Genomic DNA, 17,401 nt, shown 5'->3' with positions numbered 1-17,401 from the left:
ATAATTATGATTTAAGTAAATTCTTTAAAACAGCTTGTGCAGCAAAAGTTCTGTTATTGGCCTGATGAATCACTTTTGAATTTTCACTATCTAAAACCTCATCTGCAATTACCACATTTCTCCTCACCGGCAAACAATGCATGACAGAAGCATTATTGGTTACTTTCAACTTTTCAAGATCGAACATCCAGGTTTCATCGGAATTAAGAATCTGTCCGTAATTATCGTAACTGCTCCAGTTCTTTACATATACAAAATCGGCATCTTTTAAAGCTTCTTTTTGATCGTGAACTACAGGAGTATCGCCGGTAATTCTTTTATCAAGATCATAACCTTCAGGATTGGTAATTACAAAATCTACATCCAGCCTTTTCATTACATCAGCAAAAGAATTTGGAACAGATTGCGGCAAAGCTCTTGGATGCAGCGCCCACGTAAGTACAACTTTAGGTTTTTCTGTCTTTTTGAGCTCCATCACAGTAATAGCATCGGTTAATGCTTGTAACGGATGACCGGTAGCGCTTTCTAAGTTAACCACAGGCACAGAGGCATACTTTTTAAAACTATTGATAACTTGTTCAGCCTCATCTTTATTCTTGTCTTTAAGACCTGGAAAAGCTCTTACTGCAATAATATCGCAATATTGAGAAAGTACGGCTGCCGCTTCTTTAATATGCTCTGCTTTATCTGAATTCATAACAGCTCCGTCCTCAAACTCCAACGCCCAACCATCGGTGCCGGCGTTCATCACCATCACTTCCATTCCTAATAATTTCGCAGCTTTTTCTGTACTCAATCTGGTTCTTAAACTTGCATTAAAGAATAACATTCCTAAGGTCTTTCCTTTTCCAAGTTGTGCCTGATCATTATTCTTTTTAAGTTGAATTGCCTCCGCTATCAAAGCTGGCAAATCTTCTATATCATTTAGATCTATATAATTCTTCATGCTTATATGGTTTCTTTAGATCTCTTAAGTTCTGCTTTAAGAGCATCAAAGAATAGATTAATATGTTCTTTTTTAATATTTAGTGGAGGTAATATTCTCAATAATTTTTTATTTGAAGCGGCTCCAGTAAAAACTTTGTGCTTGAATAATAGGTCTTTTCTTAAGTGAGCAACTTCAAAATCGAATTCTAATCCTAGCATTAGACCTCTTCCTTTTATTTGGACGATCTCTGGAATTTCTGCAGCCTTTTCCTTGAACATCAATTCAAGTTCTTTGGCATTATTCATCAAATTCTCCTTCATTAGAACATCCAAGACTGCTATTCCTGCAGCACATGCTAAATGGTTTCCTCCAAATGTAGTTCCTAACATTCCAGATTTAGCTTCAATAGATTTATCTATCAAGATCCCTCCAATTGGAAATCCATTTCCCATTCCTTTTGCTATAGAGATTATTCCTGGGCGAATGTCATGTTTTTGAAAAGCGAAAAAATCACCAGTTCTACCATATCCAGACTGAACTTCATCTGCTATTAGCACAGCTCCATATTTCTCACAAGCTTGAGAAGCCTTCTTATAAAATTCTGAAGTAGCTTCATCTAAACCACCAACTCCTTGAATTACTTCAAAGATCACTGCAGCCGTGTCTCCCTTTTTCAATTCATTTTCTAAAGCTTCCGTATCATCAAAAGCCAATCTTACTACATTGTGATCTTTATTGAAAGGTGCTTTAATACTTTCATTATCGGTAACCGCAACCACTCCGGAAGTTCTTCCGTGGAAAGCTTTTTCAAAATAAATGATCTTACTTTTTCCTGTGTGGAAAGAAGCTAGTTTCAACGCGTTTTCGTTAGCTTCTGCACCAGAATTGCATAAAAACAACGCATAATCCTCCAATTTTGAAGCTTTTTGCAATTTATCTGCTAATTCCTGTTGCATTGGATTTTTAATAGAATTGGAATAAAACCCCAATTTTGCAACCTGCTCGCTAATTGCCTTAATGTATGTTGGATGTGCATGCCCAATAGAGATCACGGCATGACCACCATAAAGATCTAAATATTTTGTTCCATCTGCCTCATAGACAAATACGCCCTCCCCTTTTACAGGAGTGATATCGTAGAGCGGATAAACGTCAAATAATTCCATTTTCAAGTTTGTATTTTGAATCTAATTCTAAAAATAATTTGCCTTTAACTGTAGCCCAAGACTTTCTTCCAGACCAAACATCAAATTCATGTTCTGCACAGCCTGTCCGGAAGCTCCTTTCAACAAATTGTCTATAACACTCGTTACTAAAAGCTTATTATTGAATTTCTGCAATCTTACAAAACACTTGTTGGTATTCACCACTTGCTTTAAATGTAATTCTTCTTCAACCAAATGAGTAAACACTGCATCTTTGTAAAAATCAGAATACATAGCTATTGCATCTTCTAAACTTCCAGAATAATTGGTATAAGCCGTAGCGTGAATTCCTCTAGAAAAATTTCCTCTATTGGGAATAAAATTTACCTCGGCAGCATGATCTGGTTGTAAAAATTTAATGCTTTGTCCTATTTCATTTAAATGCTGATGTTCAAAAGCTTTGTAACTGGAAAAGTTATTATCTCTCCAAGCAAAATGGGTTGAGTCTGATAAGGAAGTACCAGCACCAGTGGCTCCGGTTACTGCATTTACGTGAACTTCATCTTTAAGTAATCCATTAGCGGCTAAAGGCAAAATTGCTAAACTTATAGCGGTTGCAAAACATCCCGGATTAGCAATATAATTCGCGTTTTTAATAGCTTCTTTATTCATTTCCGGAAGGCCGTAAACAAAGGAATGATCTTCAGAATTCATTCTAAAATCGGTACTTAGATCTATGATCTTAGTAGTTTCCGAAAATCTATGTTCTTCTAAGATTTTCTTAGAATTTCCATGCCCAAGACATATGAATACTACATCTATTTCTAAATTGATATGATCCCCAAATTTAAGATCGGTATCTCCCAAAAGATCCTGATGAATTGAGGAAACCATTTTCCCGGCTTGAGATGTGCTATAGATAAAGTCTAGAATCACTTCCGGATGTCTTAATAAGATCCTTACCAATTCTCCGGCGGTATATCCCGCTCCACCTATAATTCCTGCTTGAATCATTATTGTTGTTTTACATATTCATAGATCTTCCCGGCATTCGACAAGATTTTTATAAATCCTTTGGCATCATCTGCTGTCCAGGCTTTATTCTCTTCTCCATATTTCCCAAAATTACTATTCATAAGATCGAATGGAGATTCTATTCCGTCTAAAGCAAATCTGTACGGATGCAGCGTTAAAAACACTCTTCCGGTAACCTGGGCTTGAGAATTCTTAAGAAAGGCTTCAAAATCTCGCATTACAGGATCTAAATATTGCCCTTCATGCAAATGAGTTCCATACCAGTTAGCGATATAATCTTTATGCTGAAGTTGCCATTTACTCAACGTATGCTTTTCCAATAAATGATGAGATTTAATGGTGATTAGTGCCGCAGCAGCTTCAAAACCAACTCTTCCTTTAATTCCAATAATGGTATCTCCCACATGAATATCTCTACCAATAGCATATTTTGAAGCGATGTTCTCCAAAATTTCAATATTCTTCTCCGGAGAATTTTCATCATCATTTACTGCGGTAAGTTCTCCTTTGGTAAAAGTTAAGGAAATTTGCTTAGACTCCTTTTCTACTAATGGAGAAGGATAAGCACTTTCCGGCAATGGAGATGAAGAAGTTAAAGTTTCCGATCCTCCAACACTTGTTCCCCAAAGACCTTTATTTACAGAGTATTTTGCTTTTTCCCAGTTCATATCTAATCCGTTTTCTTGCAGATATGCTATTTCTTCTTGTCTGGTAAGTTGCTTATCTCTAATAGGAGTAATAATGTTGATTCCAGGTGCCAAGATCTGAAAGATCATATCGAACCTTACCTGATCATTCCCAGCGCCTGTACTACCATGAGCAATATATTCTGCTCCAATTTCTTTAGCATAATTCACGATCTCTATAGCTTGAACAATTCGCTCTGCACTTACAGATAATGGGTAAGTATCATTTTTAAGAACATTTCCGAAAATGAGATACTTTACTACCTTATTGTAAAAGTTAGAAACCGCATCTATATTCTTGTAGGTTTTTGCTCCTATCTGTTTAGCGTTGTTTCCAATCTTTTCGATTTCTTCTTTGGTAAATCCACCGGTGTTTACACTTACTGCATGTACTTCAAAATTTTCTTCTTTTGAAAGATATTTTGCACAGTAAGAAGTGTCCAATCCGCCGCTATATGCTATTACTATTTTTTTCATGCTTAATATTTTATAACTGAAACTCCTTGCAATACTACAAGAGTTAAACGTTTTCTTTATTAGTTTTATAAAAAAGGGTTTGCTTTATGCTTTTCAATCTTTTGAAAGCTTTCTCATTCAATTTCTCTTTTTTCTCTAGATTTTTCTTCTTTGCGGGATCATATAACATTCCTGTACACAAACACATTTTTCGTTCGGTACGTGTAAGGATGTCATAATTTTTGCAGGTTTGACAACCGTTCCAAAAACTTTCATCTTCGGTTAATTCAGAAAAAGTTACGGGTTGGTATCCAAGATCGTAATTGATCTTCATTACTGCCAATCCGGTTGTAATACCAAAGATCTTAGCATTCGGATACTTACTTCTGGAGTGTGAGAAAATTGCTTTTTTGATATCTTTTGCCAGTCCTAAATTTCTATAATCAGGATGAACGATAAGCCCCGAATTAGCCACAAATTTCTCGTGACTCCAAATTTCTATATAACAGAAACCTGCAAATTTATCACCCTGAAGAGCGATAATGGCGTTGCCATTTTCCATCTTTTTCAGGATATATTCAGGGGATCTTCTTGCAATACCGGTTCCTCGGACCTTAGCCGATTCTGCCATGGTGTCGCATATAACCTCAGCATATTTAGCATGAGATAGATTAGCAATAGTAATCTTCATCTAATAAAAGATTAAAGTTGAAAAATTTAAATAAGATTGATTTGAATTGGAGAACCGGACTCACCTTAGTTCCATAGAATATAGACGCACACTAGGTGCGGCGGATGAAGCGTGGACGCCTTAAAATGATCTCGGTAAATAAACCGAAATTAGAATTTAATAAAATGTGGGAAAAGTGTTTCAAAATGGTAAAAATTCAAATAATAATAAATCAAAAAATCGAGATGCAGCTATGCCTAGCGGCGAGACTGCCTTAAGCGTAAACTAGATTTTATTATTTGAGTAGTTGAAATCACAGTGTAAATGTACATTAATTTTTTAATTACAATTAAAAAACTAAATTAAAATTGAATAATCTGTATTGTTAGAAGCTCAGACTCAGTTGTACATGGCATCATTCACAGTTAACCTTATATCTGTGGAATGGTATTAAAATAAAAGTAACTGTGGAGAATTTACGAAAACAACTTTAAAGCAGTAAATTTTTGTTTAAATATGCATGTTACTATAACAAGGCATATCTAAACAAAAAATTTCTATAAAAATTATTTTTTTCGTTTTAGAGAATATAAGTCCTTACGGCGATCTTTCATATTTCTAACGCTTCCAAAATTATGAAGTTCTTTTAAAAGATCCAGATCTACATCTACCAACAAAGTGCTTTCTGTATTTGGTGTAGCTTCTGCTTTAATACCGTTCACAGGAAATGCAAAATCTGAAGGTGTGAATACTGCACTTTGAGAATATTGAATATCCATGTTATTAACTTTAGGTAAATTTCCTACAGAACCTGCAACAGCTACATAACACTCATTTTCTACCGCTCTAGCTTGGGCGCAGATCTTCACTCGAGAATATCCATTTTGTGTATCTGTCATAAATGGTACGAATAGAATATTCATTCCTTCTTCTGCTAATAAGCGCGGTAATTCCGGAAATTCTACGTCGTAACAGATCAGTACTCCAATTTTACCACAATCTGTATCAAAAGTTTCTAACTTTGTTCCACCTTTCATACCCCATGCAGATTCTTCTGCAGGCGTTATATGAAGTTTTTCATAGCGCTCTACACTTCCATCTCTTCGGCATAAGAATCCAACATTATGCATATGTTCCCCAACCGCTTGCGGCATGCTTCCGGTAATAATATTGATGTTATAATTTATGGCAAACTCTCTGAACGTTTCCAGCAACCTATCTGTATAAGAAGAAAGTCCTCGAATGGCTTCGGCTTCATTTAAGTGATTGAATTGCGCCATTAAAGGAGCATTGAATAATTCCGGAAATAGAATAAAATCACTTTGATAATCGCTTACAGCATCTACAAAAAATTCTATTTGCTCTACTAAAGAATCATAATCTTTAAATAATCTCATTTGCCACTGCACCAAACCTAACCTTACTACTTTTTTCTTGGTGTCAATTAATTTTTCCGGCTTGGTATAATAGATATTATGCCATTCCATAAGAGTGGCATATTCTAAACTTTCATGATCTCCAGGTAAATACCCTTTCAATACTTTCTTAACATGAAAATCATTTGATAGTTGAAAAGACAGCACCGGATCATGAATTTCCTTTAGCTTCACTTTATCTATATATTTCTTAGGTGTAAGCTCCTCTGAATATTCTTTGTAATTTGGAATTCTCCCTCCAAAAATTATAGATTTTAAGTTCAATTGTTCACAAAGCTCTTTACGTGCTTCATACAATCTTCTTCCTAATCTCATCCCTCTATAGTCTGGATGAATAAATACATCTATACCATAAAGTACATCTCCACTCATAGAATGAGCTGCAAAATTTTCACCGCCAATAATATCTATGTATTTATGATTTTCATCAATTTTATCATAATCTACAATTATAGACAATGCACAACCTGCTATTTTACCATCTATAATAATGCAAAACTGCCCATCAGGGAATTTGCTTACCAAGGTTTTAATATCGGCTTTGCTCCAATATGCGGAATCTAAAGAACTATAGACTTCCACCATAGATTTTTTAAATTCTTCGTAATCTTTTACACGTAAATTCCTTAATTCTACTTTGGCTGAATCTAACACAACTATACTTTTTATTTATTAGCGAAGATACTCTAGAAATAAAATATTTGAACAATTTTTTTTAGATCTGAGATCCTATATTTTTTTTGTCAATTAAAAGGAGAAAATTCAAGGTATTGAATGCTTTAAACTTTTACCAATTGATGTTTAAAGGCATATAGAACTAGACCTACCCTACTTTTTAACGAGAGTTTATGGAATAATGATTCTCTATAACCATCTATGGTCTTCGGACTTAAATTCATCTGTTCTGCCACCTGCTTATAGGTCAATTCTGTACAGGCTAATTTTATAAAATCTAATTCTCTAGCTGTAATATCTTTGATAGCATTCGGGGTAGCTTGATGGAGTCTAATCCTTTCCGGTTCTCCTGTAAAATAATAACCACTTTCCAACACGGTTTCTAAGGCATAAAGAAATTCTTCCGGATCTATATCTTTTAAAAGATACCCCCTACACCCATAGTTTACCATTGAAAGTATCGTATACTCATCATCTTCCATAGTTAAGGTCAAAACTTTTTGATCTGGATGATGTTGATTTAACCACTGCATGGTTTCCAAGCCAGAGAGAACTGGCATTTTAATATCTAATAGAACCAGATCTGGTCTTTTCTTATTAGCTTCAAAATAAGCAACCAACTCGCTGCCATTTTTAAACACTTCTACCACTTCATAATTCTGATAAGAATTCACAAGACCTTTTAAAGATTGTGCAAAGAGAACATGATCATCTACTATTATAACCTTTTTATTCAAATTCATGGATCTCTGTGGGATATATTAAGGTAACTATGGTTCCATTATTTATAGAAGATTCTATATCTAGATCTGAATTTATTAGTTTGGCTCTACTCTCCAAATTAAACATTCCAGAACCTCGATTGATCTTATTCATATTAAAACCTACTCCGTTATCTTTTACAATAATCTTTAACGATTCTCTACTATAATCAAAAGTGACTTCTAATTTAGATGCTTTGGAATGTTTAATAACATTTGAAAATAATTCCTGAAGGATTCTATATAAGATAATGGTGTCTTTTTGATCTAAATCAAATCCATCCCCCTGCAATCTAAAAACTGGTTCTATTACCTGTAATCTCTCAAATCTGGACAATTCGTTTTTTACAGACTCTTCCAATCCACTAAATTGAATCACTTCAGAATTTAAAGATTTAGATAATGATCTAACTTCCTGAAGAGAACTGGCTACCACCTCTTTAATATCTGATACGGCCATGGTAGATTTATTATCTATACTTTTAGAAAGTATATTTAGCTGCATACTCGCTACCGAAAGTAATTGGCCAATATTATCGTGTAATTCCCAACCTACATTTTTTAATGTTTGCTCCTGAATTTCCAATTTAGACTTGACGATCTCATCTTCAAATCTTTTTTCAGCTTCATATTTTTCTAACAATAGCTTATTCTTTCTCTTCTGATAAGTGATAAAGAATACAATAGTAAATGTGGTAAGTAATAAAATTACTACAACAAAATAGATTATTAATAAGAACTCTTCTTTAGCTAACATTAGGGTGAAACTATCAATCTGAGCATAAATTTAACTAAAAACCTGATACGAGTTAATATAACTATGTTTCATTTCCTCTACATAGCTAATACTGTAGTGCTTTTCTTACAAATATTACATAAATTAGATATCGTCTCATCATTTAGGGGAAAAATACCCTTGATTTAGCTGTAGGTTTCAAATACATTTACTTAGTCATTTTAGTTAGCTAAAATGTTTTGGGGCAAAAAAGTGCTGTGAAGGTGTAGATATTAATAGGTAGGGCTGTTAATATTGGAATTACTGGAACAGCACTTTTTTATTGATACCCATTAGAACTCTTTCTAATGGAACAAAGATTTCACTTTCCAGATCGCGCACATATTAAAAAGCCAAGGGAGAAAGTGCAATACATAAAAATATTGCAAAACCTCAAAACAGAACTGTAGAACAAGAGAAACTCTTTATTTTCCCAACTAAAGTATGTGTTATAAATGTAAATAGGTGTTACACATAAGTTCCAAACTACGGTCCCAATGGCAATATAAAAAAGCAAATCTTTAGTAAAATATAGAATATCATCGTTGTTAAGCAGCTTCAAAAAATAAGTGCCCACACATGCCAAAAGCAATAAATTACCCAAAAATATATTAGGAATAAGATATTCTACAAATAAATTTCCTGAAAACAGAATTACAGCTAAAGCAATTATAGCATATAAAAACATTGCAAGCCTAAACCACTTTCTGAGCAAAAAAGTTTTGAAAGAACTAACAAATACCGAACAATACACTAGATACGTAATTGGTTTTAAAAGATTATACAACCATTCATTTCTTACAAGTACAGAATTTCTTAACCAGGGAAAGGTTTTATAATTATCAAAATAATTCCAAATAGTATAAAACCCAGCAGTGTCTACGAAAAAAACAAACCATAAAAACCAGACAAAAATTCTATTTTTTTGTGGAGCAGTTCTGATTTTTTAAAGATAATAACTACCACAAATAGCAGCCATTAGCTCTAATATCGCCCCAGAATATAATTTATTTTCTAATATATATTCTAGCACTTCATAAGACTTAATAAGTTATTCTATGTTTAATTTTGCACCTAGACTTAGGTTACTCAGGTTTCTTCCATATACCAATCTTTTTAAAAGGGGTAACACACACCACAAATCCAACTGCAAAAGCAGAATACATAAATATGTTGCAGTATCTCAAGATTGCTGCGTATAATAATATAAACTCCTCATTCTCCGTATTAAAATAATCATCGTAAATATAAATTGGAGTAACACAAAGATTCCAAATAACTACTCCAATAGCTATATAAAACAATAGATCTTTAGAAAAATAAAGAATTTTATCGCTTTTTAACAGCTGTTGGAAATACACCGCTATACTACTCAAAAGCAGCATTGTTCCCAGAAAAATATTTATGATAATATATTCCTTAAAAACATCTCCGATAAATAAGATTTCTATTACTCCAAATATCAAATAAAATAATGTTGCAGCCTTTAATACACATTTCATCTTTGAAGCAATTAAAGAATCAATAAACATTAAACTTTGAACTAAATAAGAAATAACAATTAAACAGTTAAAATACCATTCATTGCGAGCAAAGGGAGAATCTTGTAACCATGGAAAGGTTTGGTAATTATCAAAATAATTCCAAACTGCATATAATCCAACAATATCTGCAATTAGCACAAACCATAAATACCAAGCAAAAAACTTGAATCTGAATGCTGTATTTTTGCTTTTAGTAATATAATAACTGCCCGCAAGAGCAGCTAATAATTCAAAAATATGGGTTATATATATATTATATTTTAAATAGTAATCTAAAGTATCCATTTAATGAATATTAGTACATAGTTGGAGGCCACTTTCCAGTACCGTTATTTAATGGATCTATTTCTTCGTTATCTACATCTTCAAATTCTATAGAATCATCAATTTTCACTCTCTTTGTTGGTGAGAAGAATACCGTAGCTAAACTTGGTTCTGTATCTGTTGCCTCGTAAGCACCAAACCATACATTTATACCTGGTGTATCTACACCTTGCATTTCAGATTTCTTTTTAACATCATCTAAATAAGCTTGCAATTCTTCTACAGTAAAATAAAATTGACATGTATCTTCATGTGTAGTACCCCCAGTGGTAACCAGAGATCTAGTTTCCCACCATTTCTTTTGCAACTTTTTAGCCTTTGCCACAGTAATTTTTCTACTCATATCATTAATGATTTTAAAAATTAATAATCTTAAAATTTAAATATTTTGTTAAAATTAGAAAATTATTTAAGTATATAGAATATAAAATGATAAAAGGGGAAAAACACCCTTTCCAAACTCCAAAGTTGCTATTACTTTTGAAATATCATTTTAGTCTTCTAGAATGATCAGGATTAAAAAGTGCCGTAAGGTCTTAATATTATTAGGTAGGGCTTTTAATATTAATATTGAAAAGGCACTTTTTTATATTCTTACTTTCCATTTTAAAAATATCTAATTTCCAAAATCTTTAAAACTGAACATTACTTGATCTCCCATAATCTTCTGAGACATTGTATTTATTCCATTTTCTGTTAACTGTAATATTCTTGGATAACCGCCCGTTGTTTGGCAATCTCTCATCAAAACGATTAAATTTCCGGAAGGAGTTAATTGCACCGTACCCGGAACTACCGGAGAAGTAATAATTGGCAATAATTCATTTTTAAGTTTTTCTGTAAGCTGGATAGCCATTCTACTGTTATTCTTATCGATCGTAAAAAATCTATTTTTAATTTCTTCCTTAGTTGAAGTGGATAGTTTATAAAATTCCGGTCCTTCCTCTAATTCAATTTTTGTTTCAAATACATGTTTACTATTTATTTTAACCGAAGCATTTGTTGCTGCATCCTTTTGTTCGAAATCTTGAAAATAAAGGATCATTCCTTTTTCTAATTTGATATTTTCAGAAATTCCCTCATACCAACTTTTGCTTTCAAGAATAGTTTCCGTCTTAAATCCGCCGGAAATAGATAGATAAGTTCTACAGCCATTTACTCTTTTACCAAAAGAAAGTTCATCTCCTTCTTCCAGAAAATATACCTGATCATTTTGTATTTCTTCGTCGTTGATTTTAGGGGAAAGATTGGCGCCGGTAATTCCAATTTTCGCGGCAGAATGAAACTTTAATTTTGGCCCCATTTGCGTAATTTCTAACACCGCATAATCTTCAGAATTCTGTAAAATAAGGTTTGCCATTTTAGCAGAAAACATATCCATAGCGCCACTAATTGGAACTCCATATTTTCTAAAATTATGCCTTCCTAGATCTTGAATAGTTGAAAATAAACCGGGTCTTAAAACTTCAATTTTAGCCATTAAATTCTTCTGATTTTAATTGAAAATTACCACTCATTTTTTCAATCATAATTTCATCATGTTCCTCTAATGAAACTTGATAAAATTTCACTTTATCTCCTGCATAAATTTGACAAGGAGGATTGCTATTTTTATCAAATAATTGCACTGGAGAATTACCAATAATTTGCCAGCCGCCTGGACTTGATTTTGGATAAATTCCTGTCTGTTTTTCACCTATTCCAAGGGCTCCTTTTTCCACCATTAATCTCGGTTCATTTTTACGAGAAATTTGAAGTCTTTTATCTAGCCCTCCCAGATATAGAAACCCAGGTAAAAAACCAATGAAATAGACAGTATAAATTGGAGCGGTATGTAAAGTTATAATATCTAAAACAGATAACTTATTGTGTGTTGACATAAGTTGAAGATCAAGACCATATTTTTCATTATAACATACCGGAATATGAAAAATAGTGTAGTTGTTATTTTTTGTTATATTCGTGTCTTCCAAGAGCTCTTTTAAGCCCCTAAACTCACTATAGATATTCTCTATATTAAATATGTAAGTAATTAATAACGAGCAATATGTATTAATTACCTCAACCTTTACTTTAGAATAATATTTTACTAATTTATTTTTGAAAAATAAAAGCTTTTCTAAGCCATTATATGAGATTTCAGGCTCAAATTCTATTAGAATTGAGCGTTCCCCCATCTTTGTAAATCGTGGAAAATCACTGTTCATATCTGCGTATTTCTATTTCATTTTTTTGAAATTTCTCCTTTAAATACCTCATGATGTTTACCGAATTTTCAGTATCGCTATGCAAGCAAAATGTATCTGCAAAAGAGGTAATTTCCTCTCCATTCTCACATCGAATTTTAGACGCTGAAAACATAGAAAAAACATGTTTGAAAACCTCTTCTTTTTTAGTTATTAGCGCGTTCGATTTTTCTCTTGAAACCAAGCTATAATCTGGATTATAATTTCTATCTACAAAGGCTTCAAAAAACACTTCAACTTTAGTTTTTGCCAAGTCAGCAATAATAGAATTTTGAGGCGCATAAAGGATCAAACTTTCATCTAATTTTAAGATGGAATCCACAACAATTTGAGCGATATTTTCATCTTTTGCAGCTTCATTATATAGCGCTCCGTGAGGTTTAAAATGACTGATCTTGGCACCTTCATTTTTGGCGATTTTCATCAAAGATAAAACCTGTGAGCAAATGGATTTTTTAAGATCTGAATTTGAAATATTAAGAATCTTTCTACCAAAATTTTCTTTATCTGGATAAGAAGGATGGGCTCCTATTTCCACCTGATTTTTCATGGCCATTCTTATGGTTTGCAACATCAAATTTTGATCTCCTGCATGACCTCCACAAGCAATATTACAAGCAGAAATAAGAGACATTAATTGCGCATCGAATTTGCCACCTTCTCCTAGATCGCAATTGATATGTATAGTTTTCATGATAGAAATTTTATAAAGATTGGAATACTGTATAAATGGATTTTGCTCCCAAAAAAATAGCGATGATAATAATTATCATCCCCAAAATATTTTGAACCTTATTATTTTTATACCTACCAAGTACTGAAGATCTATTTACTATCCAAAATAAGAAAATAGCTATTATAGGCAGTAATAAGCCATTTGCAATTTGAGCAAAACGGATGATTTCTATAGGATTTAATTTAAGAGAAGAAAAGGTCACACCTAAAAGAATGATGCTAGCCCATACAAGTTTAAATTTAAATGTTTTTAAACCACCTTGCCACCCTAGACAACCTTTAACCACATATGCTGCAGCTAAGGGTGCAGTTATAGAAGAAGTAATTCCTGCTGCTAAAAGACCAACTCCTATAAACCATCCTGCAAAATCTCCGAATAAAGGTTTTAAACCTTGCGCAAGATCTGCAGCGCTATTCACATTAGTTAAGCCAGGAACTGCAGAGGTAATAACAATAGCCATTGAAACTAACCCGCCTAATGCAATGGCAACTATCAATTCTTTTCTTGCAATGGGTAATTGCGAGGATTTATTCCACTTTTCTCCAACCAAAGAGGCATGTAAAAATAGGTTATAAGGAACCACGGTAGTCCCCACCAATGCAATTACGGTTAGAATTTTATCTGCACCTAATTCCGGAAGAAAAAGACCTTTAAATATTTTAGTTAGATCGGGATTGGTAATAATTGCGGTTACAACAAATGAAACACTCATTACCAGCACCAAACCAATAAATACTCTCTCTAATATTTTATAATTCCCCAGAGATAATAATCCAAAAGCAATTGCGCCTACAGCAATACTCCAAAGATTTATAGAAAAGAAACCAATATCATAATATTTTGGAGTTACTACAGAAGTTATTCCAAGTACCGCTCCGGTAATATTCCCTGCTTCATAAGCAGCATTACCTATTACAATAGCAGAAAATATAAGTACAATTGCAAGTTTTCTTAGAGAAGGTGTTTTAATTTCATCTCGAATACATTCACTCAAACCTTTTTGTGCTATAATTCCCAACCTTGCAGCCATTTCTTGAAGCACAATACAAGCAATTATAGATAAAAGCAAGGCCCACAGTAAGGCATATTGAAAATTAACGCCGGCTAAAGTACAAACGGTAACTGTACCGGGACCTATAAATGCCGCCGAAACTAAAACTCCCGGTCCTACATTATTAAGCCAGTTTTTCACTTATTAACTTTGGCTTCCTGCAATGCGTATATAGCAAAACTTCCTAACCAATGCCCTCCTTCATAACTATCTCCTGTGAGATTATTAAAAGAACTACTCACGTGTTGATCTGCAACTTTCTTTAAATGACCATAGATTTCAGGATATTGATTGGTTAGACCATACATCACCCAAGCTCTGCTAAAGTTAAGTCCGTCCAGATGCACTAATTTTCCATCAGTTCTATCTGACACTTCTCCCGGTTCTAAAGCGAAATCTTTATTTTTTAGGTCTGGCATAAAATCTTGGATCCAAAGGTCGAAAGCAGCTTTAGGAAGTACTTTTCGCATAATATCTACCTCTTCTAAACAAGGAGATAGAAAATCAAATCCGCTTGGTTCCCAAGACATTGGGCAATTATCATCTTTTAAATAATAATCTTTGGCTCGTTTTTCTATAATAGATAAAAAGTTTTCATTGTTTGCAGTTACCGCATAGTCATGAGCAAAGCTTAAGGCAAAAGCAGTATTAGTATGCTCTCCAACTCTTATGGGATAATTTAATTTTGGTAGGAATTCTGAAAATCTATCAACTATTATTCCTGTAAGCGGTTGCATATTTTTAGAAAGCTCCACTCCTAGATCGCTATCCCATGTACGCAATTCTTCATCTAGTTTTAAAAGCCATGCCCAACCATAGGTACGTTCATAATCTGCATTGTGCTCCCCTCTAAAATAAGATACTTCTGCATCTATATTTTCTTTTGATAGAGATTGCTGCAAGGCTACTTTAATATCATTGGCTTTATCTAATTTTGGAAATTCTTTTAATAGTCTTACTAAAGACCAATGCGCATGCACAGAAGAATGCCAATCAAAACAGCCATAGAATGCTGGGTGCAATATTTTAGGGTTTTTAATATCTGCTTCGCTGCCTAGGGTTTGCCCTAATTTATTTGGATATTCTGTATTGATACAAGCCAATGGCAACTCCACCAATTTGTTTGCTTCTTCTAAATTTAGTGCTATAGCATCAGAACCAATCAAAGCGTCTATAGATATTACAGATTTTGATACACTATCTGATGCAGCATTTGTAGCGTTTTCTGGATCATCACGATTTTCACCTTTGCAACCAATTAATAAAACAAGCAGTAACGATAGGAAAGTTCTTTTCATTTTAGATGGGATTCTGTCAACTTAATTGTTAATTTCTCAAATGTATTAAAATCATTCGGATAGGTTAAAAAAGTAAGAAAAAATTAACCTAACCAACCCTCTCTATCTAGACTTCTGTATTGAATAGCTTCAGAAATATGCGCACCTTTTATGTTTTCTGAATTTTCTAGATCTGCAATTGTTCTGGATACTTTTAAGATCCTATCATAAGCTCTGGCTGATAGATTTAATTTCTCCATAGCATTCTTCAGTAATTGCTTAGAACTATCTTCCAACATACAAAATTCTCTAATCTGCTTTACGCTCATTTGGGCATTATAATGAACATTCTCAAAACTTTCAAATCTATCTGTCTGAAGCTGCCTAGCCCTAGTTACTCTTTTTCTGATCTCTACACTACTCTCTCCTGTTCGTTCTTCGCTTAATTTCTCAAAAGGAACGGGAGTTACTTCAATATGAATATCTATCCTATCCAGTAAGGGCCCGCTAATTTTGCTCAAATACCGTTGCATTTCTGCCGGAGAAGAATTCATTGGAGCTGAAGGATCATTGAAGAACCCACTCGGACTAGGGTTCATACTAGCTACCAACATAAAACTGGATGGATATGTAACAGTGAATTTCGCCCTCGAAATAGTAACTTCTCTATCTTCTAAAGGCTGTCGTAACACTTCTAAAACACCTCGTTTAAATTCTGGTAATTCATCTAAAAATAAAACCCCGTTATGAGAAAGAGAAATTTCCCCCGGTTGCGGATATGCACCACCACCAACCAAAGCTACATCAGAAATAGTGTGATGCGGGCTCCTGAAAGGCCTTTGAGACATAAGACCTACATTGTCTTTAATTCTGCCCACTACGCTGTGTATTTTAGTTGTTTCTAAAGCTTCATGTAGCGTCATAGGAGGAAGAATACTGGGTAGTCTTTTAGCTAACATCGTCTTCCCTGCACCTGGTGGACCAATAAGAATTACATTATGACCACCGGCAGCTGCAATTTCCATACAGCGCTTTATCGATTCCTGGCCCTTCACATCAGCAAAGTCATGATCTAGATGTTCCTGGGCATTTTTAAATTCTTCTCTCGTATTAATAACCGTAGCTTCTAACGGAATATCCTTATCAAAGAAATTAGTGACCTCGGTAATATTACTTATTCCGTATACATTAATTCCACTAACAATAGCAGCTTCTTTCACATTTTGCTGAGGAAGAATAAATCCTTTAAAACCTTCAGCTTTTGCTTTGATCGCAATTGGAAGAGCGCCCTTAATTGGTTGTAAGCTTCCATCTAAAGAAAGCTCACCCATGATGATATAATCTGAAATGTTCTCGGCTTTAATTTGCTTGGAGGCAGCAAGAATGCCAATAGCTAAAGTAAGGTCGTAAGCAGAACCCTCCTTTCGAAGATCTGCCGGAGCCATATTAACTGTTATTTTTTTACCAGGAAAATTGAAGGAATTATTCTGCAAAGCAGCAGAAATTCTAAAGCTACTTTCTTTAATGGCATTATCTGGCAAACCCACTAAATGATATCCAATACCATTAGCAACGTTCACTTCTACTGTTATTGTGGTAGCTTCTACCCCAAAAACAGCACTCCCATATACTTTTACCAACATTTAAATAGGTTTT

The 17,401-nt window shown here is 33.8% G+C and carries 16 protein-coding genes; all 16 read right to left on the bottom strand.

Annotated elements, in window-relative coordinates; all coding sequences use genetic code 11:
- Positions 1-4: 4 nt before the first annotated feature.
- Entirely contained in the window at positions 5-946 is a 942-nt protein-coding gene (locus P163_RS04245; protein WP_034888013.1) for an N-acetylornithine carbamoyltransferase, read from the bottom strand.
- A gap of 2 nt (positions 947-948) precedes the next feature.
- A complete protein-coding gene (locus tag P163_RS04240) occupies positions 949-2,094 on the bottom strand; it encodes an aspartate aminotransferase family protein (RefSeq protein ID WP_034888011.1) in 1,146 nt (381 codons plus the stop codon).
- 27 nt (positions 2,095-2,121) lie between these two features.
- A complete protein-coding gene (argC, locus tag P163_RS04235) occupies positions 2,122-3,087 on the bottom strand; it encodes an N-acetyl-gamma-glutamyl-phosphate reductase (protein ID WP_034888009.1) in 966 nt (321 codons plus the stop codon).
- The gene (locus P163_RS04230) at positions 3,087-4,271 is read right to left on the bottom strand and encodes an argininosuccinate synthase (protein ID WP_034888006.1); all 1,185 of its coding nucleotides are present in this window, start codon (positions 4,269-4,271) and stop codon (positions 3,087-3,089) included. Before P163_RS04230 ends, argC begins: the two co-directional genes overlap by 1 nt.
- Before the next feature lie 43 nt (positions 4,272-4,314).
- Positions 4,315-4,941: a GNAT family N-acetyltransferase gene (locus P163_RS04225; RefSeq protein WP_034888004.1), complete on the bottom strand. Its 627-nt coding sequence runs from the start codon at positions 4,939-4,941 to the stop codon at positions 4,315-4,317.
- A 545-nt stretch (positions 4,942-5,486) separates the two neighbouring features.
- Positions 5,487-7,010 (bottom strand): bifunctional GNAT family N-acetyltransferase/carbon-nitrogen hydrolase family protein, encoded by a 1,524-nt coding sequence (locus tag P163_RS04220; protein ID WP_034888002.1) that lies wholly within the window; start codon positions 7,008-7,010, stop codon positions 5,487-5,489.
- Between the two features lie 125 nt (positions 7,011-7,135).
- Entirely contained in the window at positions 7,136-7,774 is a 639-nt protein-coding gene (locus P163_RS04215) for a response regulator transcription factor (RefSeq protein ID WP_316930059.1), read from the bottom strand.
- Entirely contained in the window at positions 7,761-8,549 is a 789-nt protein-coding gene (locus P163_RS04210; RefSeq protein ID WP_034888001.1) for a sensor histidine kinase, read from the bottom strand. Before P163_RS04210 ends, P163_RS04215 begins: the two co-directional genes overlap by 14 nt.
- 1,103 nt (positions 8,550-9,652) lie before the next feature.
- Positions 9,653-10,396 (bottom strand): hypothetical protein, encoded by a 744-nt coding sequence (locus P163_RS04200; RefSeq protein ID WP_034887996.1) that lies wholly within the window; start codon positions 10,394-10,396, stop codon positions 9,653-9,655.
- Between the two features lie 10 nt (positions 10,397-10,406).
- On the bottom strand, positions 10,407-10,778 hold the full coding sequence (locus P163_RS04195; protein WP_034887993.1) for a hypothetical protein: 372 nt from the start codon (positions 10,776-10,778) through the stop codon (positions 10,407-10,409).
- Between the two features lie 273 nt (positions 10,779-11,051).
- Positions 11,052-11,915, bottom strand: coding sequence for a biotin-dependent carboxyltransferase family protein (locus P163_RS04190; RefSeq protein ID WP_034887992.1), 864 nt, complete (start codon positions 11,913-11,915; stop codon positions 11,052-11,054).
- A complete protein-coding gene (pxpB, locus tag P163_RS04185) occupies positions 11,908-12,642 on the bottom strand; it encodes a 5-oxoprolinase subunit PxpB (RefSeq protein WP_034887990.1) in 735 nt (244 codons plus the stop codon). The genes P163_RS04190 and pxpB overlap by 8 nt, the downstream gene beginning before the upstream one ends.
- Positions 12,632-13,375: a 5-oxoprolinase subunit PxpA gene (gene pxpA, locus P163_RS04180; protein WP_034887988.1), complete on the bottom strand. Its 744-nt coding sequence runs from the start codon at positions 13,373-13,375 to the stop codon at positions 12,632-12,634. Before pxpA ends, pxpB begins: the two co-directional genes overlap by 11 nt.
- 10 nt (positions 13,376-13,385) lie before the next feature.
- Positions 13,386-14,609: an Nramp family divalent metal transporter gene (locus P163_RS04175; RefSeq protein WP_034887986.1), complete on the bottom strand. Its 1,224-nt coding sequence runs from the start codon at positions 14,607-14,609 to the stop codon at positions 13,386-13,388.
- Positions 14,606-15,766, bottom strand: a complete 1,161-nt coding sequence (locus tag P163_RS04170) for a DUF2891 domain-containing protein (protein WP_034887985.1) — start codon at positions 15,764-15,766, stop codon at positions 14,606-14,608. Before P163_RS04170 ends, P163_RS04175 begins: the two co-directional genes overlap by 4 nt.
- 83 nt (positions 15,767-15,849) lie before the next feature.
- A complete protein-coding gene (locus tag P163_RS04165; protein ID WP_034887983.1) occupies positions 15,850-17,388 on the bottom strand; it encodes a YifB family Mg chelatase-like AAA ATPase in 1,539 nt (512 codons plus the stop codon).
- Between the last annotated feature and the right edge of the window lie 13 nt (positions 17,389-17,401).

The organism is Gillisia sp. Hel_I_29 (assembly GCF_000744275.1).
GTDB lineage: Bacteria > Bacteroidota > Bacteroidia > Flavobacteriales > Flavobacteriaceae > Gillisia.
Note: the sequence above shows the minus strand (reverse complement) of the source record. Positions and strands in the feature narration are given on the sequence as shown.